Here is an 18505-nt window from a genome sequence, read left to right as displayed (position 1 = left end):
TCCCCCTCACAGGTAGCGGCAGACCTGGTCGGCGCTGCAGGTGTCGGGCTCGACCTGGGTGGCCTGGTCGCGGAGCTGGGTGATGGTGTCGCGCAGCTCGAGGAGCTGGGTGATCTGTTGCTCGAGGTCGGCAAGGCGAGCGTCGAGGAGATTCCGGACGTGCTCGCACGGCGCTTGCCCGTGGTCGCGGATATCGAGGATCTGTCGGATCTGGGCGAGCGTGAGTCCCGCGGCCTGGCCGCGGTGGATGAAGTCGACGCGGGCAAGGGCCTCGGGGCGGTAGTCCCGGTAGCCGGCGGGGGTCCGGTGCGCCGGCCGCAGCAGGCCTTCGTCCTCGTAGAACCTCAGCGTCTTCGTGGTGGTGCCGGCCGCCTCGGCGAGCTCTCCGATCCGCAAGACTTCCCGCTCCCGTCGTTTGGGTTGACCTTCCCCCTTACTGGAAGGTCCAGTATGGCCGCATCGGACCGGAAACCCAACGAAACCCGGAGGCACGAATGACCCCGAACAGGGTGCATCTGGCGGTAATCGGGTCGGGCGGGGCGGCGTTCGCCGCGGCCATCCACGCCACCGCGCTCGGGAAGCGGGTGGTGATGGTGGAGCGTGGCACCATCGGCGGCACCTGCGTGAACACCGGCTGCATCCCCTCCAAGGCACTCATCGCGGCGGCTGAGGCCCGGCACGTCGCCGCCGACGGCGGCCGCTTCCCGGGGATCGCCGCCACCGCCGGACCGGTGGACATGCCCGCTCTCGTCGGCGGGAAGCAGGCCCTTGTGGAGTCGTTGCGAACCGAGAAGTATCTCGACATCGCCGACGCCCACGGCTGGCCGATCCTGCAGGGTGAGGCAAGCTTTGAGGACACGCCAGATTCGCCTGCCCTGAGGGTCACCACAGCCGACGGTACGAGCGAGCTCATCGAAGCCGACCACTACCTGGTCGCCACCGGCGCCCGGCCCTGGATCCCGCCGATCGACGGCCTGGACTCGGTGGACTACCTGACCTCCACCTCGGCGATGGAGCTGACCGAGGTCCCCGAGTCGCTGCTGGTCCTCGGCGGCGGCTACGTGGCGTTGGAGCAGGCCCAGCTGTTCGCCCGGCTGGGCTCGAACGTGACCATGCTGGTCCGCTCCCGGCTGGCATCCAGGGAGGAGCCGGAGGTCTCCCAGGCTCTGCAGCAGGTCTTCGCCGACGAGGGCATCCGGGTGGTTCGCCGGGCCGAGGTCACCAAGATCGGACTCGACGAGGCGACCGGCCAGGTTGTCGCCACCGCGTCGGTGTCCGGCGGCCAGGCGGAGTTTCGGGCCGACCGGGTCCTGGTCGCGACCGGCCGTCACCCGGTCACCGACGGCCTGAACCTGGCCGCGGTGGAGGTCAAGACCGGCGACGTGGGCGAGATCGTGGTCACCGACCAACTGGTCTCCTCCAACCCGCGGATCTGGGCGGCCGGTGACGTCACCGGCCACCGCGAGTTCGTCTACGTCGCGGCCCACCACGGCGCGCTCGTCGTCGACAACGCCTTCGCCGGCGCGGACCGGTCGGTGGACTACGCCCACCTGCCTCGGGTGACCTTCACCAGCCCCGCCGTGGGCGCGGCCGGCATGACCGAGGAGCAGGTGCTCGCCGCCGGGATCCGCTGCGACTGTCGGGTGCTGCCACTGGCCTACGTGCCCCGCGCGCTGGTCAACCGCGACACCCGCGGCTTCATCAAGGTCGTCGCCGACGCCGACACCGGCCGGATCCTCGGCCTCACCGCGGTCGCCAAGGACGCCGGCGAGCTCGCCGCCACGGGCGTCTACCTGCTGGAGGCCGGCATGAGCGTCGAGCAGGTCGCCCGCTCCTGGGCGCCCTACCTGACCATGGCCGAGGGCATCAAGATCGCCTGCCAGTCCTTCACCACCGACATCTCCAAGCTCTCCTGCTGTGCCTGACGCGTGCCAACCAGAAACCACCGGAACCCGACGAAGGACAACTCCCGTGACGAACCCCTCTCCCAGTCCATCTGCCGGCCTCATCGACCGTCTGACCACCCCCGAAGAGACCGCGCTGGACCTGCCGCTGCTGGTGCCGCTGCTGCGGCTCCTGGCCGCCGGCGAACCGGTCGACGTCTCCGCCCTCGCCGGCGCCGCCGGGCGCACCGTCGACGAGGTCCGCGCCCGGTTGGCCGCGGTACCGGACACCGAGTACGACAACCACGGGCGGATCATCGGCCAAGGCCTGACCCTGCGCCCCACCCGGCACCGGTTCACCGTCGACGGCCAGGAGCTCTACACCTGGTGTGCCCTGGACACCCTGATCTTCCCGACCCTGCTCGACCGGGGAGCCAGCATCGAATCCGTCTCACCCGCGAGCGGACATCCGATCCGGGTCACCGTCGACGCCTCTGGCGTGACCAGCGTCGAACCCGCCACCTCGGTGGTGTCCCTGGTCAACCCCGACGACATGACCTCGATCCGCCCCTCGTTCTGCAACCAGGTGCACTTCTTCACCTCCGGTGATGACGCCCAGACCTGGCTCGCCCAGCACCCCGGCGGCGAGGTGCTCTCGGTGGCCGATGCCTACCAACTGGGCGCCGCCCTGACGACCACCATGCTCGACCGACCTCAGCCGGATCCCGCCGTGGACAGCGACCAGCACTGCTGCTGAGGCAAACGGTACGTCGAGACCGGAGCCACCGATGACGCACCGACCGAACTCACCCGAAGTCCCAGGCGGCGGCTCGCTGCTGTGAGCGCCGCAGCGGCCCTCCCGGCGGTGCTGTGCAGCGCCGGGCCCGTGCTGATCGCTGCCGGCGCCTCGGCCGGGGCGCCCCTCGTTATGCCAACAAGGTCACCGGCGAACAAACGGCACCAGCCGCGCGACCAACTCCGTTCGGCGTAAACAAGTCCCCGGCATAACAGCCGCCCAGGTGGCCGAGCCTCATGGCTTCCTCGGCGGTGAACGCGCGGTCACGGACGGTGGTGCCCAGGCGGTGCCAGGCGTCCTTGCGCGCGAAGACGGCTGCGGTCTGCGTGCCGTGGGTCTCGATCTCGTGTGACATGTCGGGGTCCTCCCGGGTAGCGGATCAAACGAACTGAGTTCATTCTATGGTTTCTATTCTATTGAGGGCGGTTCTCCACAGGAAGAACCGCCCTCAGATGGGGGAGGGGAGCCGATCAGGCTGCGCTGTCGCTGGCCTCGTCGGCGTCGTCGTCGCTGTCGTCCTCGGTGCTCGGCTGCGGCTCCTCGCCGAGCAGGATCCGCTCGACCTCGCTGGGCTGGTAGCCCCACTCCACGAGCGCGCCGAGCACGCGGGCGTCCCACGCGGTCGGGTTGCGCCACGAGTGCTTGCCGGTCGTGGCCTCCCACGCGGCGACGATCGCGGCGAGGGTGGTCATGGTCGCGGCCTTCGGCGTGCTCGCCTTGGTCGCGATCTTGTGGCACTCCTCGTACCCCGCGCCGTAGTAGCCGGTCGGGACGTCGATCCCGAGCAGCGTGAAGAGCATCGGGTGCCGGTGGTCCATGGCCTTGCTTAGCGAGTGGTGGCCGGTCACGACGGCCTCGCAGATCAGGGCCTCGGCACCCTTCGGGGCGGTCTTGCGGGCCACGAACGTGGCCAGCCACTCGCGGCGCACCGTCTCCGCGCTCGCCCAGGCCTTGTTGTTGGCGATCACGCGGCGGCGCTCCTCGCGGCGGGCCTCGGCCTCCTCCTCGCTCTCGCCGCCCTCGTCCGCGCTGGCGGTGCTGCTGGACCCGCCGCCGCGACGACGCAGGCCGGAGGCGGCGAGGTCGGTGACGACCCAGACCGGCACGTACTGCTGGTAGGGCTCGGCGGGCTCGTCGTCCTCGTGCTCCTCGTCCCTGTCGTCCTCGTGCTCCTCGTCGTACTCGTCCTCGGGGTAGACCCACTCCTTGACGACCTGGACGCGAGCGCCGGGAACGTTGGGCCACTCCTCCTCGGGCAGCGACTCGCCGTCCTCGGTGACCAGCCGCTCGATGCGCAGCACCTCGTCGGCCTCCGCGACCTCCTCGGCTCTCAGCACCGGCAGGCCCTCGGCGCGCAGCCGCTCGACCTCGGCGGCGTCGGCCTCGCGCTCGGCGGCCTCGTCGCGCAGCCGCTGGGCCTCGTGGGCGAGCGAGCGACGCCACCGCTTGGCGTTCTCCAGGCGCTCGACGGCCTCGGGGTCGTGCTCGAACTCGGCGAAGAGCGCGGCCTCCTCCAACGTCAGGTCACCGGAGTCGAGCCGGTTGCGGCTCTGGTCGGCCTTGGTGACCGCCAGGGCGGCGTTCACGGTCGGGCGGTCGATGCTGGTGCGCTTGGCGATCTGCGCGGCGCTCACGCCGAGCAGGGCCAGCTGCTCCACGCCCGCGACGATCTCGGCCTCGCGCATCCCGGCGCGGTGGATGTTCTCCACCATCTGGTCCCCGATCCGGTCGGCGTCGGCGGGCTGGGGGACGACGCGGGCAGGGATCAGGCCGGTGGGGGTGCCGACCTCGGCGGCGGTGACGGTCCGGCGCTGTCCGCGCAGCAGGACGTACTGGCCGTCCTCGTTGCGGCAGACCGTGACGGCCTCCAGCACGCCGCGCTCCTTGATCGACTTGCGGAACTCCTTGTGGTCGGGGCGCAGGTCAGTCCGGGCGTTCGTGCCGATGATGATCTCGGCGGGGTCGAGGTACAGGAACTCCTCAGCCCGGACGGCCTCGGCGGCCTCGTCGGCGGCGGTGTCGGCGGGGGTCTGGATGGTGTCGGTCATGCGGCTGTCCTCCATGAGTAGAATAGAAAGAACTGACAGGACTAAGTCTCCCAGCGGGGGCCGACGCCTACCGGGCCACAGGGCGGACCTGTGGAAAGGTGGGCACCCGGCGAGGGTGGGGAAAACCCGGCCTCACCGGGCGCGGACTCCGCTGCGGCGGCGCGGCGCAGCTGCACCTCGTAGCTGGCTGGAACGGAAGGAGTCGAGCGAGGGTGGGAACGGCTGCGCAGGGCCCCGACCGGGAATGCAGCGGCGTTGGTGTTAGCCGCTGCAGCTCGACGCCGGCGGAGGAGACCAGGGGAGTGATCAGGTGACGAGCCAGACCACGAGCCCGGTCGGGATCTACTGGAAACCCGGCGTGTGGGACCTCGCACGATCGGCCTACCTCGCAGACCTGGACACCGACGCCGACTCACCCGGCTCGTTCGTTGGCTGGCTCGCCCAGGCGCTCGAGCTCCACGCCCGGCGCTCACCGCAGCAGCGGGCCGAGCTCGCGGCCGCGGGCGAGAAGCATCCCGCCCTGGTCAGCGTGACCCGCAAGAGCTTCAACAAGAAGCACGACCTGCCCGCCTCGACCATCGAGGCGGTCGAAGACGCGCTCGTGGCCGACCGTCAGGAGCTCGGCCGGATGCTCGCCCGTTCGGTGTTCGCCCAGGAGGCAGTGATCGTCGCGGCCGAGGAGGCCCGCCGGCGCCTGGGCCGCGAGCTGCCGCCGCCACCGCAGAAGCTCAGCAACCGACCGCCGCGGCGCCGGCCGTCCGCGTCGACTGGATCTGGACCGTGAGCGTTGAGCGCGTCCTGGAGGGTCCGCGGGACCTGCTCAGCTGGGCGAGCTGACCAGCTGCTCGTGACAAGCGAAATGCGGCTCCGCCGCGACGTCGACGCGCTCTGCCCGACGCCGCGGCACCGCGACGTGCCCGGCAGCCTCCACGCCGCCCGGGCGCACTGCCGCGAGCAGCTCGAGGAGGCCGGCGCGGCCGGCGGGTCGGACAGGTCGATCATCGGTGTTGCCTCCTTGTCAGTTCAGCAGCGTAGGCGTGGACGCCGACGACATCGGGTTATCCACAGGGGCGCGGTTGGGCTCATCGTCGAGGCGCGGAGGCCGGCGTGATCGAGCTCGGGGCCTGGCCCTGCGGCGAGCGCACCGGCCCGGGGACGAAGGACTCGTCGAGCTGATCCCTCGCCGCCGAGTAGGCGTGGGTGGTGAGGTCGGTGATGACCTCCTGGGCGGTGGTGACCATGCTGGCCTGGCCGAGCCGGATCAGCTGGTTCACACCGACCGAGGCGGCGCTGGTGACGGGCACTGGGACGCCCATGACGGGCCGGTGCATGGCCTCGGCCCACCGGGCCATGCTGAGGGTGCCGCTGCGGATGGCGCCCTCGACGACCACGGTGCCTTCGGTCAGGCCGGCGACAATCCTGTTTCGGGCGAGGAACCGGGCGCGGGTGGGCGCGGTTCCCGGTGGCGCCTCGGCGACGACCAGGCCGCGGTCGGCGATCGCCTCGAGCAGCTGGGCGTGCGCGGCCGGGTAGGGCCGGTCGACCCCGCAGGGCATGACGGCGATGGTCGGGCCGCCGGCGAGGAGGGCGCCGCGGTGCGCTGCCTGGTCCACGCCGTACGCCAGTCCGCTGACGACGGTGTGGCCCATGGTCGCGAGATCCCGGCTCAGCTCCGTCGCCTGGTGTGTGCCGTAGCTTGTCGCGGCGCGCGACCCAACCACGGCCACGGCGTTGGCTGCGAGCTGCTGGAGGTCAGCCGCTCCCCTGATCCACAGTCCGACGGGTTCGCCGCCGCGATCGTGCAGTGCGCCGGCGCCACGCAGGCCCGCGAGCTGGTCGGGCCATTCGGCATCGCCGGGGATGACGAACCGGATGCCCCGACCGGCGACCTGCTCGAGGACCTTGCCGGGATCGACGTGGGCGAGCTCGTGGCCGATGGTGAAGCCCCAGTGGTTCTCCACCTCGCCGGCGGCCTCGAGGTAGTCCAGGACCTTGACGGCGCCGAGCTCGCCGACCAGGCCGGTGACGCGCAGGTCGCCGGGCTCGATGGCGCTGCTCAGCTTGACGCGGGCCAGCCTGTCGGCGTCGTCGACGTGCGGGGTGCTCATGACGCCTGCTCGTAGGGTCCGAACAGCCAGCAGCTGGCCTCCCAAAGGGTGAGGTCCAAGATCTCCATGTCCGTTACGCCGGCGAGCCGGAGCGCTTCCCTCCCGTTGCCCAGGAGGTCCAGTGCCTGCCAGACATCGCAGGATTGCATCAGGAGGTAGACGCGCTCCCCCACCTTCTCCTCGTCGCCCATGAGTGCGTCGTCGTCACGCGAGAACTCGAAGGCCACGTCGGCGCTGAGCCTGTTCAGCAGCTGCGCCGCTTCAACTTGTTCCTGGTTGCAGCTGGGAGTGGGGCCGGTGAGCCGCGCAACCAAGAGTGCGCTGAGCAGATGCACCAGCGCAGTTGCGGTGTCCCAGGGAACCGCGAGCTCGACTCGCGAACTCTGGGGGTTCTCCGGGTAGTAGGGCTGGCCTGCGTAGTGAACGGCAGCGCAGGCGACAGACTCTGCGAACCCGGTCTCCTGCCACCGGGGAATTTCCTGCTGGGGCAACGGAGTGAACGTGCCACCGTCGTCGACGGCGAAAACCGGCCCGGACAACAGTTCGACGGTGCGTCGCAGCCGTTCCGCTGCCTCCGACCACGTGATGGGCACGCCGTGGCGTGCAACATTCCGGGCGACCTCCGCCGCGCTCGCGAGCACCCATTCGTCGACGTCGGTGCGAGGGGTGCTCATTCCTGGCCTCCCCACAGCAGGTCGAGGTCGGGTTCGTGGATGACGTCAAGGCGCTTGTCGGGGGCGTAGGCCGCGGGCTCGGGCACGACCAGGCGTCGCAGCTGTCGCTCGGTCGCGCTGTGCTGCACCGGGGTGTCGTCGTCGTGGTTCATCGCGGTCCTCCTCAGCGGCTCGGGGCCGGGCGGTCGGTGACGGGCTGCGTGCCCGGGATGTCGCGCTGCTGGCCGGGTGGCTTGGGGACGAAGGACTCGTCCAGGTCGGCGGCGATGTCGCGCATCTGGGTCTGGTATCGCTCCCACTCGCGCGGGTGGATGCCGTTCTGCAAGGCCGAAGCGACGATGGCGGCCATGGAGTAGGGCCGGTCGACGGGCACCTGGTCGAGCGCGCACCAGGCCTTGGCGCCGTCGCCGTGCAGCCAGCTGGCGAAGCCGAGCATGGAGGCCGGCGCCGCGCGGACCTCGTCCGGGCCGCGGCGGGTGAGGTCGGTCCAGATGGCCATGTGGGAGGTGGAGTTCTCCCGACTCATGTCCTCCCACAGCGCGTCCCGGGTGCTGATCGTCTCCAGGGCCACGAGCATCCGCGCGCCGTCGACGTCGGAGAGCCGGTTGCCGTCGGCGTGGAACTGCTCGAGGCGGTCCAGTGCCCAGTCCCGCTCCGCAGCGGGTGTGCTGGCCGCGGCCGCTCCCCGAGCCGCGGGGAGCAGCTGGGAGATGGGCTCGCGGTCGCCGACCAACGAGGCGGCCAGGGACTCGCGGCTGGCGGCCGGCTGGGCGGCGCCGGTGAGCACGGTCGCGGCCGCGATCCGCTCGGCGGTCGACGGGGTCTGCAGCCCGGTCTGGCCGGTGTTGAACTCGCGCCAGCGCTCGCCGTCGGACCACAGCCTGATGTGGGTGGTGATGCCGACGTCCTGGAGACGGTTGGACAGGTGCTGGCTGGCCAGCTCGGCGCTGCGGCGGTCCTCGGTGATGCAGATGATGGCCAGGCGGGCACCGGGCCGGGCGTGGCGGCCGTACGGGCCGCTGAGTGCGTCCCAGACCTCCTCGCGATCGGCGGCGGTCCGGGGCAGGTCAACGCGGGTGATCGGCAGTCCGGGCCGGAAGGGCACCAGGACGATCGACTCCTCGGGCTTGAAGCCGAGGACGTGCGGCACCGCGGCGAGCAGCTCGTCCGGGGACTGAACGACGAGATCCATCGGAGCGAACCTCCTCAGCTGGCCTGGGCCGCGTGCGGGGCGCGGTCGATGCGCGCGGACACGTACTTGAGCGAGATGCCGACCTCGCCGAAGCGGTTGTCGACGACCACGACGTCCTTGGTGCGCTTCTCGCCGGTCTCCTTGTCCGGCCAGCTCTCGGTGCGCTCGAGGCCGTGGACGAAGATCGGGTCACCGGATCCGCAGCTGTCGTGTACGTGCGTGGCGGCCGAGCCGAAGATCTTGACGTTGTGGGCGGTGGGCTCGTCGCTGACCCACTCGCCCTGGTCGTTCTGGACCCGGCGGTTGACCAGGACGCGGCAGGTGACGAACGGCTTGTTGTTCTCCCGGGTGTGGTGCAGCTCCGGTGCCTCGGCCAGGTTGCCGGCGAAGGTGACGGTGGTGGACATGGCTTCCTCCTAGGTGACTGCGAGACGTTGATGGGTCCCGCAGTCACCTACGTGTCATCCAGGCCCGGCAGCGATCACATCGGCCGAAGTCGTTTCCACCGCTCGAGCCCGGCGGGCGGATCAGCGGGAGCTCACCCAGGGCATGCAGAAGCGCCCCGACCGGCTCTCGGGTACCGGATCGGGGCGCTGGGAAGCACGCTAGGACCAGGTGCCGACCCAAACTGCCGGCGTCGTCCTCGCCGGCTACCGGGCAGGCCGGCTGGACCGCGGAGGAGCGGGTCTTCCGCCCGCGGCCGGCGCTGCGGCTCTCTGACGCCGGGCACCCGGTCTCGCCCCTGGCCATGCGCTGGATGTCCGACCTCGAGGGCGTCAACCTGCTCGCGACTCCACCCGGCCATCCTGGCCACCAGGCCGGCGACGTCCTGCTCATGGCACACCTCGACACCGTCCGCTGCAGTACCGGCGCCGACGACAACGCCTCGGGCGTCGCCGTGACACTCGAGGTCGCTCGTCAGCTGCGAGGGCGCGACCACCGCGTGGTGATCGCGCTCGTCGACCTCGAGGAGCTGTGGCACCTCGGCTCCCGCGAACTCGCGCGGACGGTTCCGCCCCCGGGCTTGGTGGTGTGCCTCGACGCCGTCGGTTTCTTCGACGAGCGGCGGGCTGCTCAACCCGATGCTCGCCGAGGCCGCGATGGCCTCCTCGAACGTGTTCGTGGTCAGCAACAAGCCTGCACCGGCGCGGCTTCAAGCCGCTCACACCCTCGGCCGGAGACCGATGAACCGGCTCGTCGCCCCGGCTCCCCAGACCGCACGGTCGCCGAGCGGATCTCCGTCGCAATGCAGCTGGTCCAAGGCTGCGAGCGGCGCCTGCAGTCCCACATCGACGTGGCGCAAGGTCTGCGGATCGACGAGGACGAGATCGAGCTGGCGCGCCACGGGGCGTCGGATCCCCGCCACGCCGCGATGATCGCCTACGGGCAACAGGTCGTTGACCTGGTGGGCCTCGTCGTCCTCAGCGTGCTGACCGGCGCGTTCAACCTCGTCGCCGGAGTCCAACCCGACCCCGGTCATGTCGCCTAGCCTCGAGAGCCGCCGCGCATGGCGTGAAGCACGTGGTCGATACCATCGGAGCGTGAGCCTTCCCGTGCCAGCGGCGCCAGTGCATCCTGCGCTGCGGTTGGCTGGACTGCTCGTGGTGCTCGCAGGCCTGTTCGGCATGCACGGACTCAGCGGTCAGACCGGTGGTCACGACGCCGCGGGCATGAGCATGCAGACAGCTTCGCCGGCGCTCATGCCGGCGTCCTCGATGGGCATGGACGCCTCCGACCTTGCCGCGATCCCCACGGGCATCGTGTCGGACGCTGGGCTGACGGCCGGCAACCAGGCAGAGGACCTGCTCGAGGTTGCCACCGGATCCGGTCACGGTGGCATGGCGGTGGGCGCCATGTGCCTGGCCATCCTCGGCGCCGCGCTGCTGGCCCTGCTGCGGCTCCTGCAACGGATACGGGTAGCACCTGTGGTCTGGTCGCTGCCTCGACGCACGAGAGCGATCGTCCCTCGTGGGCGGGATCCCGACCCGCCATCCCTGATCAAGCTGTCGATTCAGCGCTGCTGAGCAGCTGCGGAGCACCCCTGCGGTGGCTCCGCTGGCTCCGCATGCCCTCATTCGACAGACCACTCAGGAGATACGCCGATGAAGAGAACACTCATGTCCGCCGCGTTTGCCGTCGTGGCAGCATTGACCGTTGCCGGCTGCGGCAGCGACACCGATTCCAACGATTCAACCGATAGCAGCGGCGCGCAGTTCAACAACGCCGACGTGACATTCGCCCAGTCGATGATCGCCCACCACGAACAGGCCGTGGAGATGGCCATGATGGCCCAGGAGCGCGCCTCCAGCACCGAGGTGAAGCAGCTCGCCGACAAGATCGAGGCCGCCCAGGGCCCCGAGATCGCCACCATGACCGGATGGCTCGAGGACTGGGGCCAAGAGGCCTCGCCCGACTCCGAGAGCGGGATGGATCACTCCGGCAGCGACATGTCCGGAATGATGAGCGATGCCGACATGGAGAGTCTCGGTACCGCTACCGGCGCCGAGTTCGACCAGATGTTCCTCGAGATGATGATCCAACACCACACTGGCGCCATCGAGATGGCCAAGACCGAGCAGCAGAACGGCGAGAACCCCGACGCCATCGCGCTGGCCGAGAAGATCGAGGCCGATCAGACCGCCGAGATCGCCCAGATGGAGGACCTCCTCGGGTCCTGACCACAGCCGAGGTGCCCACTCTGGCGTGGCCCGCAGCTCAGTGCGGGTCACGCCGGCTCGGCACGACGGGCGCTCGACGGCCGCCCCCATCCGCAGTCCCTCTCCGTCGAAAGGAACCCACGTGTCTCTGGCTAACGCACGGAACAGATCAGTACTTCGCCGGCTGTCCGTCGGCCCGATCATCAACGCTCTACTCCTCGGCCTGCTTCTGGGCTGCGGCAGCGACCCAGCGAACAACGAGACCTCCAGTCAGTCCGAAGAATCGGGCGGATCTGGGTCCTCGGACGGGACCTCGATGCCCCCGTGGCCAGCACCGACCGACGTACCCGCTCGGGTCGCCAGTGCTGGCCTGGACCTGGGACCCATGGGAACGGCCGAGCACTACCACCCCAAGTTGCGGATCATCATCGACGGCAAGGACGTGCCGATACCGGCCAACATCGGCGTCGACCCCACCACCGGCGCCATGTCGGCGGTCCACACCCACGAGACCGACGGGACGATCCACATCGAGGCCGACACCGCCGGCGAGACCTTCACGCTGGGCCAGCTGTTCACCCAATGGGGAGTCACGCTGACCCCGACGCAGATCGGCGGGGTCAAAGCGAAGGAAGGCCAGCAGATGGACCTCACCAGCAACGGGATGCCGGTCGCCGGAGACCCCAAGGACCTCCGCCTCGAGCCCGACCAGGTGATCGTGTTGCGCATGCCCTGAACACCCTGCACTCGACTCCGGTGGCTTTCGTCGATGCCCCGTTCGCTTGGTGTCTCCAGGCGTCGGCCATCGGATCTGACTGGGGCGACATGAGAACCGACCCCTTGACCACATACCCAAGGGGGGTATGTTGGAACTATGAGCGACTCTCTCCAGCGCAACGCATCGACCACGACGCCGCTCGTGAAGGATCCCGTCTGCGGGATGGACGTGGACCCGGCCACGAGCCCGTACAGCTCCGAGCGCGACGGGCAGACCTACCACTTCTGCTGGGGGCGCTGCCAAGCGAAGTTCGAGGCCAGCCCTGAGACCTACCTGACCCCGTACGCCGACCGGCCCGATCACCACCAGCACGACCATGGCGACCATGGCGATCACGGGGCCGATCACGAGGCCGGTGCGACTGCGGCAACAGACGAGGCCACCGAGTGGACCTGCCCGATGCACCCGGAGATCCGGCGTCCAGGGCCGGGCTCGTGTCCCATCTGCGGGATGGCTCTCGAACCGGTCACGGTGACCGCGGACAGCGGGCCGAGTCCCGAGCTGGCGGACATGACCCGCCGATTCTGGGTGGGCGTGGCCCTGTCGATCCCGGTCGTCCTGCTGGGCATGGGCGCTGATCTGGTCCCGGCGATCCATGACCTAATCTCTGCCAGGGCCTCGGCCTGGGTCCAGCTCGTGCTGGCCACGCCGGTGGTGTTGTGGGCGGGCTGGCCGTTCTTCGAGCGTGGCTGGGTCTCGGTGCGGACCTTGAAGCTCAACATGTTCACGCTGATCGCGATGGGCACCGGGGTCGCCTGGCTGTTCAGCGTGGTCGCCACCGTCGCTCCGGGCATCTTCCCCGACGCATTCCGCATGGACGGCCCGGTCGATGTCTACTTCGAGGCCGCCGCGGTCATCACCACCCTGGTCCTCCTCGGCCAAGTCCTGGAGCTGCGTGCCCGAGAGCAGACGTCCGGGGCCATCCGTGCCCTGCTCGACCTCACTCCCGATTCCGCCCACCGGATCAACCCGGACGGCACCGAAGAGGAGGTGACCCTCGACCAGGTCCAGGTCGGTGACCGGCTCCGGGTCCGCCCCGGCGAGAAGGTCCCCGTGGACGGCATGGTCGAGGAAGGCCGCTCCTCGCTCGATGAGTCCTTGGTGACCGGGGAGTCGATGCCGGTCACCAAGACCACCGGCGACACCGTCATCGGTGGCACCATCAACCAGACGGGGTCAGTGATCGTGCGCGCCGACAAAGTCGGTCGCGACACCATGCTCGCCCGGATCGTCCAGATGGTCGCCGACGCCCAACGCTCGCGGGCGCCCATCCAGCGGGTCGCCGACCAGGTGGCCACATGGTTCGTGCCCGCGGTCATCGTCGTAGCTGTTGTCGCGTTCCTCGTCTGGGCCATCGTTGGGCCCGACCCCCGTCTGGCGCACGCGCTGATTGTGGCCGTCTCGGTCTTGATCATCGCCTGCCCCTGCGCTCTCGGCCTGGCCACGCCGATGTCGATCCTGGTCGGCGTGGGACGGGGTGCGGGGCTCGGCGTCCTGATCAAGAACGCCGAAGCGCTCGAAGTGACAGAGAAGGTCAACACCCTGGTCGTGGACAAGACCGGGACCCTGACCGAAGGCAAGCCGTCGGTCACCCGGATCGTCCCAGCCACCGGGTACGACAGCGACGAGCTGCTCCGTCTCGCCGCGGGCGTCGAGCGCGTCTCCGAACACACCCTGGCAATGGCCGTCGTAAAAGCCGCCACCGCTGCCGGCCTGGCAATCCCGGACGTCTCCGATTTCGACTCTCCCACCGGCAAGGGTGTCATCGGTTCCGTCGAGGGCCGCCGAGTCCTGTTGGGCAGCTCCACCTTCCTGGGCGACAACGGCATCGACTCCAGTGTCCTCGCGGCCGAGGCCGACCGGCTCCGCGCCGACGGAGCCACCGTGATCTTCGCAGGCTTCGATGAGCAGGTCGCCGGGATCATCGCCATCGCCGACCCGGTCAAGGACACCGCGCCGGCCGCCCTGGAAGCGCTTCGGAGCGAAGGCATCGAGGTTGTCATGCTCACCGGCGACAACCGGGTCACCGCCGAAGCCGTCGCACGCCACCTCGGCATCGACCGGGTCGAGGCCGAAGTACTTCCCGACCACAAGAGCGACATCGTCACCCGTCTCCGCGGCGAGGGCCGTGTTGTCGCCATGGCGGGCGACGGCGTCAACGACGCACCCGCGCTGGCCGCCGCCGACGTGGGCATCGCGATGGGCACCGGAACCGACGTGGCCATCGAGAGCGCCGGGATCACCCTGCTCAAGGGCGACCTCACCGGGATCGTCCGAGCCCGGAAGCTGTCCCAGGCGACCATGTCGAACATCAGACAGAACCTGGTGTTCGCGTTCATCTACAACGTCGCCGGAATCCCCATCGCAGCCGGCGTGCTCTACCCCGCCTTCGGGTGGCTGCTGTCCCCAATGATCGCCGCCGCCGCCATGGCACTGTCCTCGGTCAGCGTCATCACCAACTCCCTACGGCTCCGCGTCAAGCAGCTGTAGGCAGGCTTCCGCTCGACCATAAGATCATGCTGCGAGCCCCACAGAAGCGCCCGTCGGCCCGCGAGAACATCACCGATCCGGCCATGCGTCCGGGTGAAACTGGGGTCGCCTCGGCGCGCTCCCGGAAGTGGGGGAGTACGCCTGTATCGCGAGGCTTCAGCTGGTCAGGGGAGGCAGCCGCATGACCTGTCTTGCGGTCGGGAAGGGTCGCTCAGCGTGGTCACAGGCCAAACGCGCCGCCCTCGACCATGATGACGAGGCCGAGCACGATGAGGACGAGCGGGAACAAGATGTGCTCCCAGCGCTCGAGCACCTCTGCGATCGGTTTGCGTGTGGCCACGAACTTTGCCGCAAGGACGAGAACGGCGACCAGGGCCAGGAACACGACGCAATAGGCCACGAGGGCGCCGGTGCCGACCGCGAGGAACACCGGCACGTAGACCCCGATGTTGTCTCCACCGTTGGCGAAGGTGACTGCCGCCACCGTGAGGGCACTGACGGGCTTGTCGGCCACGGTGTCGTTGTCATCGTCCCCGTTGCGCCACACCTGCCAGGCAGCGAATGCGCCCAACAGCAGTGGAATCAGACCGAAGTACGGGATGGCGTCGTCGGGAAGGAACAGCCCGGCGCCGAAGGTCACCGCGACTGAGGCCAGAAGGATGCCACCAAAGCCAAGGTATTGCCCGACGACGATCTTGGTGGTGGTACCTCGTTGCCCGGCTCCGCGTGCGAAGAACAGCGACAAGACGATGATGTCGTCGATGTTGGTGACCAGGAACAGGCCAATGGCCTGCAACGCGGAGGAGAGCACGTTCATGTCCTATGCGTTCCTTCGGTTTCGACGCACTTCGTCGTCTCGGGTGTCGAGGGGCGTATGCCTGCTCGGTGGCTAGCGTCAGCCGAGTTTGGGGCGCCGATGCGTGTGATGCCGGGCGCTGAAGGTCATGGCTATGTCTGCGGGGGGTGATCCGTGACGGGCGGGTTGGCGGTGAGGTCCTTCGTCGGCGCCGTGGCGGTGTCGGTAGTTCGTTCGGGACGGGCGTGCAAGAGGGCGATCACGATGAAGCCTGTGACCAGGAAGGTGTCGGCGAGGTTGAAGGTGGGCCACCAGCCGGTGTGCAGGTAGTCGGTGACCCGGCCGTCTCCGGCACGGTCGACGACGTTCGCGAGGGCGCCGCCGATCACGGCGCCTCCGGCGATCCGCTCGACCCACCCCGCTTGGGGGGCCCGGTGCCACGCGTACGCCATGATGGCGACGGCGGCGGCGGCGGTGATGGCCACGATCACGCCCACGGGAAGTCGGTCGCCCATGCTGAACGCCACGCCGGAGTTGTACGCCAATTGGAGCTGCAGCAGCCCGAGATCGACCGACGAGTCGGCCAGCCGGACCTCGGAGGCCGCCTTCGCGGTCAGGTCGATCGCGGCGACCGTCGCCGCGGCCAGCAGGACCGCGACACGACCCGTACGCGCCCGTGTCCCTGCCCCGGCCAGACCGCGGCTCACCTGGCCGCGGCTTCCGCCGGAACCGCAGCCGCCGTGGGCGTGTCAGCTGGTGCGGGGGGAAGTGGGCGGACGCGGCCGGCGCGCACGCCGTTGCCGATCACGAAGATCTCCGCGACCTCGTGGACCAGGACCACCGCGGCTAGCCCGAGCACGCCGAAGGCGGCGAGCGGGATCAGGATGGCAATCAGGCCCAGGGACAGGCCGACGTTCTGCAGCATGATCGACCGGGCGCGGCGGGCGTGGGTCAGGGTGTGTGGCAGGTGGCGCAGGTCCTCGCCCATGAGGGCGACGTCGGCGGTCTCAATGGCCACGTCACTGCCCATGGCGCCCATGGCGATTCCCACGTCGGCGGTGGCCAGGGCGGGAGCGTCGTTGACGCCGTCGCCGACCATCGCGGTCGGCCGGTCCTCGCGGAGCCGGTGGATGATGGCCGACTTGTCCTCGGGCCGCAGCTCGGCGTGGACATCGGTGATGCCGGCCTGAGCGGCCAGGGCGGCGGCGGTGCGTTCGTTGTCGCCGGTGAGCATGGCGACCTGGTAGCCGCTGGCCCGGAGCCGGGCGACCACCTCGGCGGCCTCGGGTCGCAGATCGTCGCGGACCGCTATGGCGCCGACCACGGCTCCGTCGTACTCGACCAGCACCGCGGTGGCGCCCGCCTCCTGCATGGCGGTGACCGGCTCCGCCAGTTCGCCGGCCGCGATCCAGCCGGGCCGGCCCAAACGAGCCGGCCGGCCGTCGACGGTTCCGGTGAGGCCGGCGCCGGTGACCGCCTCGACGCCGTCGGCGTCCTGGTGCTCAGGGAAGGCGACGAGGATGGCGCGCGCCAGGGGGTGCTCGCTGCGGGACTCCAGGGCGGCCGCGATGTCGAGGACCTGCTCCCGGCTCTGGCCGGGAATGGTGGCGACTTCGACGACGGCGGGTTGGTTGCGGGTCAGGGTGCCGGTCTTGTCCAGGGCGACGGCACGAATGCGGCCGAGCGCCTCCAGGGCGGCGCCGCCCTTGACCAGGGCGCCGATGCGGCTGGCGGCGCCGATGGCGGCCACCACGGTGACCGGTACGGAGATCGCCAGCGCACACGGGGAGGCGGCGACCAGGACCACCAGGGCGCGTTCGATCCAGGTCGCGGGATCACCGAGCAGACTGCCCGTGATGGCGATGACAGCGGCCAGGACCATGATGCCGGGCACCAGGGGCTTGGCGATGCGGTCGGCCAGCCGCTGGGCGTTGCCCTTGCGTGACTGCTCGGCCTCGACGATGTTGACGATCCGGGCCAGGGAGTTGTCCTCGGCGGTGGTGGTGACCTCGACCTCGAGGACGCCGGTGCCATTGATGGAGCCGGCGTACACGGTGTCCCCGACGCCCGCCTCGACCGGGACGGACTCGCCGGTGAGGGCGGAGACGTCCAGGGCGGTGCGGCCGGTGCGGATGGTCCCGTCGGTGGCGACCCGTTCACCGGACCGGACCAGGAGCAGGTCGCCGACTACGAGGTCTGCGGGGGCCACGGTGACCTGGCCGCCGTCGCGGAGGATGGTGGCCTCGGCCGGGACCAGGGACAGCAGCGCCCGCAGCCCGCGGCGGGTGCGGGCCACGGCGTACTCCTCCAGGCCCTCGCTGATGGAGTAGAGGAACCCCAGCATGGCGGCCTCGGCGACCTCGCCGAGGATGACCGCGCCGACGGCGGCGATCGTCATCAGGGTGCCGACGCCGATCTTGCCCTTGGCCAGCCGCTTCAGCGTGCTGGGCACGAACGTCCAGGCCCCCAGCGCCAGCGCGATCGCGTTCAACCCGGTCACCACAGACCCCGAGGCGTCGTTGAGATCGGCGATGAAGCCGGCGATCAGGAAGAGCCCGGCGAGTGCGGCGAACCGTAGCTCGCTGACCTCCCACAACCGATCGCGCTCGTGCTCCTCCAGCCCGCCGTCGTCGTTGCTGGGCTCGTCGTGGCCGCAGCCGCAGGCGTCCGTCATGGTGCTACTTCCTCCGTAGTGGTGGGGGTGGTCTCGTTGTGAATGTCGGGGTGGGCGTCGGTGGGGCCGTAGGTGGGGCAGAGCTCGACGGCCTCGCCGGTCAGGGCGAGCAGCTGCTCGGCCGCGCCGAGCAGGTCCATCAGCTCGGGGTGGGCGATGGAGTAGAACATCTGCCGGCCCTCGGGGCGGCCGACGATGAGGCCGCAGTCGCGCAGGCAGGCCAGATGGCCCGACACGGTGCCTTGTGCCAGATCCAAGGTCTTGGTGAGGTCCACCACGCGCCGCTCGCCGTGAGCAAGCTGTCGCACGATCGCCAGCCGGTTGCGGTCCGCGAGGCCGTGGAACAGAGCAGCGCCGCGCCGCAGCGCCGGGTCGGCCTTAACCGTTGTCATTGCCATAGACCGATGAT

The 18505-nt window shown here is 69.9% G+C and carries 20 protein-coding genes; 8 read left to right on the top strand and 12 right to left on the bottom strand.

Annotated elements, in window-relative coordinates; all coding sequences use genetic code 11:
- Positions 1 to 6: 6 nt before the first annotated feature.
- Complete coding sequence (locus DJ010_RS01380) at positions 7 to 396, bottom strand: heavy metal-responsive transcriptional regulator (RefSeq protein ID WP_109691833.1); 390 nt, start codon at positions 394 to 396, stop codon at positions 7 to 9.
- A gap of 98 nt (positions 397 to 494) precedes the next feature.
- Here DJ010_RS01380 and merA point away from each other — a divergent pair, with 98 nt between their 5' ends.
- Together merA and merB are read left to right on the top strand one after the other, a co-directional pair.
- Positions 495 to 1925 carry a mercury(II) reductase gene (gene merA, locus DJ010_RS01375; protein ID WP_109691832.1) on the top strand — a complete coding sequence of 477 codons (1431 nt, stop codon included), beginning with the start codon at positions 495 to 497 and terminating at the stop codon, positions 1923 to 1925.
- Between the two features lie 46 nt (positions 1926 to 1971).
- Positions 1972 to 2640, top strand: coding sequence for an organomercurial lyase MerB (merB, locus tag DJ010_RS01370; protein ID WP_211318608.1), 669 nt, complete (start codon positions 1972 to 1974; stop codon positions 2638 to 2640).
- A gap of 169 nt (positions 2641 to 2809) precedes the next feature.
- On the opposite strand, the gene DJ010_RS01365 is transcribed toward merB, so the two are convergent.
- Both DJ010_RS01365 and DJ010_RS01360 read right to left on the bottom strand, forming a co-directional pair.
- Positions 2810 to 3034 (bottom strand): hypothetical protein, encoded by a 225-nt coding sequence (locus tag DJ010_RS01365; protein WP_245927125.1) that lies wholly within the window; start codon positions 3032 to 3034, stop codon positions 2810 to 2812.
- Positions 3035 to 3149: 115 nt separating this feature from the next.
- A complete protein-coding gene (locus DJ010_RS01360; protein ID WP_109691831.1) occupies positions 3150 to 4727 on the bottom strand; it encodes a ParB/RepB/Spo0J family partition protein in 1578 nt (525 codons plus the stop codon).
- Positions 4728 to 5037: 310 nt separating this feature from the next.
- On the opposite strand from DJ010_RS01360, the gene DJ010_RS01355 reads away from it, so the two are divergent.
- Positions 5038 to 5511: a hypothetical protein gene (locus tag DJ010_RS01355; RefSeq protein WP_109691830.1), complete on the top strand. Its 474-nt coding sequence runs from the start codon at positions 5038 to 5040 to the stop codon at positions 5509 to 5511.
- A 298-nt stretch (positions 5512 to 5809) separates the two neighbouring features.
- Here DJ010_RS01355 and dprA read toward each other — a convergent pair whose 3' ends face one another.
- From dprA to DJ010_RS01335, 5 genes are read right to left on the bottom strand one after another with little or no spacing between them, the layout of a single operon-like run.
- Positions 5810 to 6835 (bottom strand): DNA-processing protein DprA, encoded by a 1026-nt coding sequence (gene dprA / locus DJ010_RS01350; protein ID WP_109691829.1) that lies wholly within the window; start codon positions 6833 to 6835, stop codon positions 5810 to 5812.
- On the bottom strand, positions 6832 to 7509 hold the full coding sequence (locus tag DJ010_RS01345; RefSeq protein ID WP_109691828.1) for a hypothetical protein: 678 nt from the start codon (positions 7507 to 7509) through the stop codon (positions 6832 to 6834). Before DJ010_RS01345 ends, dprA begins: the two co-directional genes overlap by 4 nt.
- Positions 7506 to 7661 carry a hypothetical protein gene (locus tag DJ010_RS22220; RefSeq protein WP_170124597.1) on the bottom strand — a complete coding sequence of 52 codons (156 nt, stop codon included), beginning with the start codon at positions 7659 to 7661 and terminating at the stop codon, positions 7506 to 7508. The genes DJ010_RS01345 and DJ010_RS22220 overlap by 4 nt, the downstream gene beginning before the upstream one ends.
- An 11-nt stretch (positions 7662 to 7672) precedes the next feature.
- Positions 7673 to 8701: a DUF4192 domain-containing protein gene (locus DJ010_RS01340; RefSeq protein WP_109691827.1), complete on the bottom strand. Its 1029-nt coding sequence runs from the start codon at positions 8699 to 8701 to the stop codon at positions 7673 to 7675.
- 14 nt (positions 8702 to 8715) lie between these two features.
- Positions 8716 to 9108 carry a single-stranded DNA-binding protein gene (locus DJ010_RS01335; RefSeq protein WP_068113961.1) on the bottom strand — a complete coding sequence of 131 codons (393 nt, stop codon included), beginning with the start codon at positions 9106 to 9108 and terminating at the stop codon, positions 8716 to 8718.
- A 350-nt stretch (positions 9109 to 9458) separates the two neighbouring features.
- Between DJ010_RS01335 and DJ010_RS01330 the strand changes: the two genes are divergently transcribed.
- The 5 genes from DJ010_RS01330 to DJ010_RS01310 all read left to right on the top strand — a co-directional run bounded on the left by DJ010_RS01330 (position 9459) and on the right by DJ010_RS01310 (position 14626).
- Positions 9459 to 10190, top strand: a complete 732-nt coding sequence (locus DJ010_RS01330) for a M28 family metallopeptidase (RefSeq protein ID WP_158282891.1) — start codon at positions 9459 to 9461, stop codon at positions 10188 to 10190.
- A gap of 52 nt (positions 10191 to 10242) precedes the next feature.
- Positions 10243 to 10725 carry a DUF6153 family protein gene (locus tag DJ010_RS01325; protein ID WP_146207223.1) on the top strand — a complete coding sequence of 161 codons (483 nt, stop codon included), beginning with the start codon at positions 10243 to 10245 and terminating at the stop codon, positions 10723 to 10725.
- A gap of 78 nt (positions 10726 to 10803) precedes the next feature.
- Positions 10804 to 11379 (top strand): DUF305 domain-containing protein, encoded by a 576-nt coding sequence (locus DJ010_RS01320; protein ID WP_109691824.1) that lies wholly within the window; start codon positions 10804 to 10806, stop codon positions 11377 to 11379.
- Positions 11380 to 11743: 364 nt separating this feature from the next.
- Positions 11744 to 12094, top strand: coding sequence for a hypothetical protein (locus tag DJ010_RS22585; RefSeq protein WP_245927124.1), 351 nt, complete (start codon positions 11744 to 11746; stop codon positions 12092 to 12094).
- Between the two features lie 138 nt (positions 12095 to 12232).
- The gene (locus tag DJ010_RS01310; protein WP_109691823.1) at positions 12233 to 14626 is read left to right on the top strand and encodes a heavy metal translocating P-type ATPase; all 2394 of its coding nucleotides are present in this window, start codon (positions 12233 to 12235) and stop codon (positions 14624 to 14626) included.
- A 220-nt stretch (positions 14627 to 14846) separates the two neighbouring features.
- Here the strand turns inward: DJ010_RS01310 and DJ010_RS01305 are convergent, their stop codons facing one another.
- The 4 genes from DJ010_RS01305 to DJ010_RS01290 form a co-directional block, all read right to left on the bottom strand.
- Positions 14847 to 15443: a cadmium resistance transporter gene (locus tag DJ010_RS01305; protein WP_109691822.1), complete on the bottom strand. Its 597-nt coding sequence runs from the start codon at positions 15441 to 15443 to the stop codon at positions 14847 to 14849.
- Between the two features lie 131 nt (positions 15444 to 15574).
- Positions 15575 to 16129, bottom strand: a complete 555-nt coding sequence (locus DJ010_RS01300; protein ID WP_245927123.1) for a signal peptidase II — start codon at positions 16127 to 16129, stop codon at positions 15575 to 15577.
- Positions 16126 to 18096 (bottom strand): heavy metal translocating P-type ATPase, encoded by a 1971-nt coding sequence (locus tag DJ010_RS01295; RefSeq protein ID WP_109691821.1) that lies wholly within the window; start codon positions 18094 to 18096, stop codon positions 16126 to 16128. The genes DJ010_RS01300 and DJ010_RS01295 overlap by 4 nt, the downstream gene beginning before the upstream one ends.
- Entirely contained in the window at positions 18093 to 18494 is a 402-nt protein-coding gene (locus tag DJ010_RS01290) for an ArsR/SmtB family transcription factor (RefSeq protein ID WP_109691820.1), read from the bottom strand. Before DJ010_RS01290 ends, DJ010_RS01295 begins: the two co-directional genes overlap by 4 nt.
- Between the last annotated feature and the right edge of the window lie 11 nt (positions 18495 to 18505).

The sequence above is a fragment of the Nocardioides silvaticus genome (genome assembly GCF_003160695.1).
GTDB lineage: Bacteria > Actinomycetota > Actinomycetes > Propionibacteriales > Nocardioidaceae > Nocardioides > Nocardioides silvaticus.
This window is presented reverse-complemented; position numbering and strand designations above follow the sequence as displayed.

Excerpts from the sequence above, each read along its gene's own strand:
- DJ010_RS22585 (WP_245927124.1), top strand. The coding sequence starts at position 11,744 with ATGGGAACGGCCGAGCACTACCACCCCAAGTTGCGGATCATCATCGAC.
- DJ010_RS01365 (WP_245927125.1), bottom strand. The coding sequence starts at position 3,034 with ATGTCACACGAGATCGAGACCCACGGCACGCAGACCGCAGCCGTCTTC.
- DJ010_RS01295 (WP_109691821.1), bottom strand. The coding sequence starts at position 18,096 with ATGACGGACGCCTGCGGCTGCGGCCACGACGAGCCCAGCAACGACGAC.
- DJ010_RS01290 (WP_109691820.1), bottom strand. The coding sequence starts at position 18,494 with ATGGCAATGACAACGGTTAAGGCCGACCCGGCGCTGCGGCGCGGCGCT.
- merA (WP_109691832.1), top strand. The coding sequence starts at position 495 with ATGACCCCGAACAGGGTGCATCTGGCGGTAATCGGGTCGGGCGGGGCG.
- DJ010_RS01330 (WP_158282891.1), top strand. The coding sequence starts at position 9,459 with ATGTCCGACCTCGAGGGCGTCAACCTGCTCGCGACTCCACCCGGCCAT.
- DJ010_RS01320 (WP_109691824.1), top strand. The coding sequence starts at position 10,804 with ATGAAGAGAACACTCATGTCCGCCGCGTTTGCCGTCGTGGCAGCATTG.
- DJ010_RS01360 (WP_109691831.1), bottom strand. The coding sequence starts at position 4,727 with ATGACCGACACCATCCAGACCCCCGCCGACACCGCCGCCGACGAGGCC.
- DJ010_RS01345 (WP_109691828.1), bottom strand. The coding sequence starts at position 7,509 with ATGAGCACCCCTCGCACCGACGTCGACGAATGGGTGCTCGCGAGCGCG.
- DJ010_RS22220 (WP_170124597.1), bottom strand. The coding sequence starts at position 7,661 with ATGAACCACGACGACGACACCCCGGTGCAGCACAGCGCGACCGAGCGA.
- DJ010_RS01340 (WP_109691827.1), bottom strand. The coding sequence starts at position 8,701 with ATGGATCTCGTCGTTCAGTCCCCGGACGAGCTGCTCGCCGCGGTGCCG.
- DJ010_RS01310 (WP_109691823.1), top strand. The coding sequence starts at position 12,233 with ATGAGCGACTCTCTCCAGCGCAACGCATCGACCACGACGCCGCTCGTG.
- dprA (WP_109691829.1), bottom strand. The coding sequence starts at position 6,835 with ATGAGCACCCCGCACGTCGACGACGCCGACAGGCTGGCCCGCGTCAAG.
- DJ010_RS01335 (WP_068113961.1), bottom strand. The coding sequence starts at position 9,108 with ATGTCCACCACCGTCACCTTCGCCGGCAACCTGGCCGAGGCACCGGAG.
- DJ010_RS01305 (WP_109691822.1), bottom strand. The coding sequence starts at position 15,443 with ATGAACGTGCTCTCCTCCGCGTTGCAGGCCATTGGCCTGTTCCTGGTC.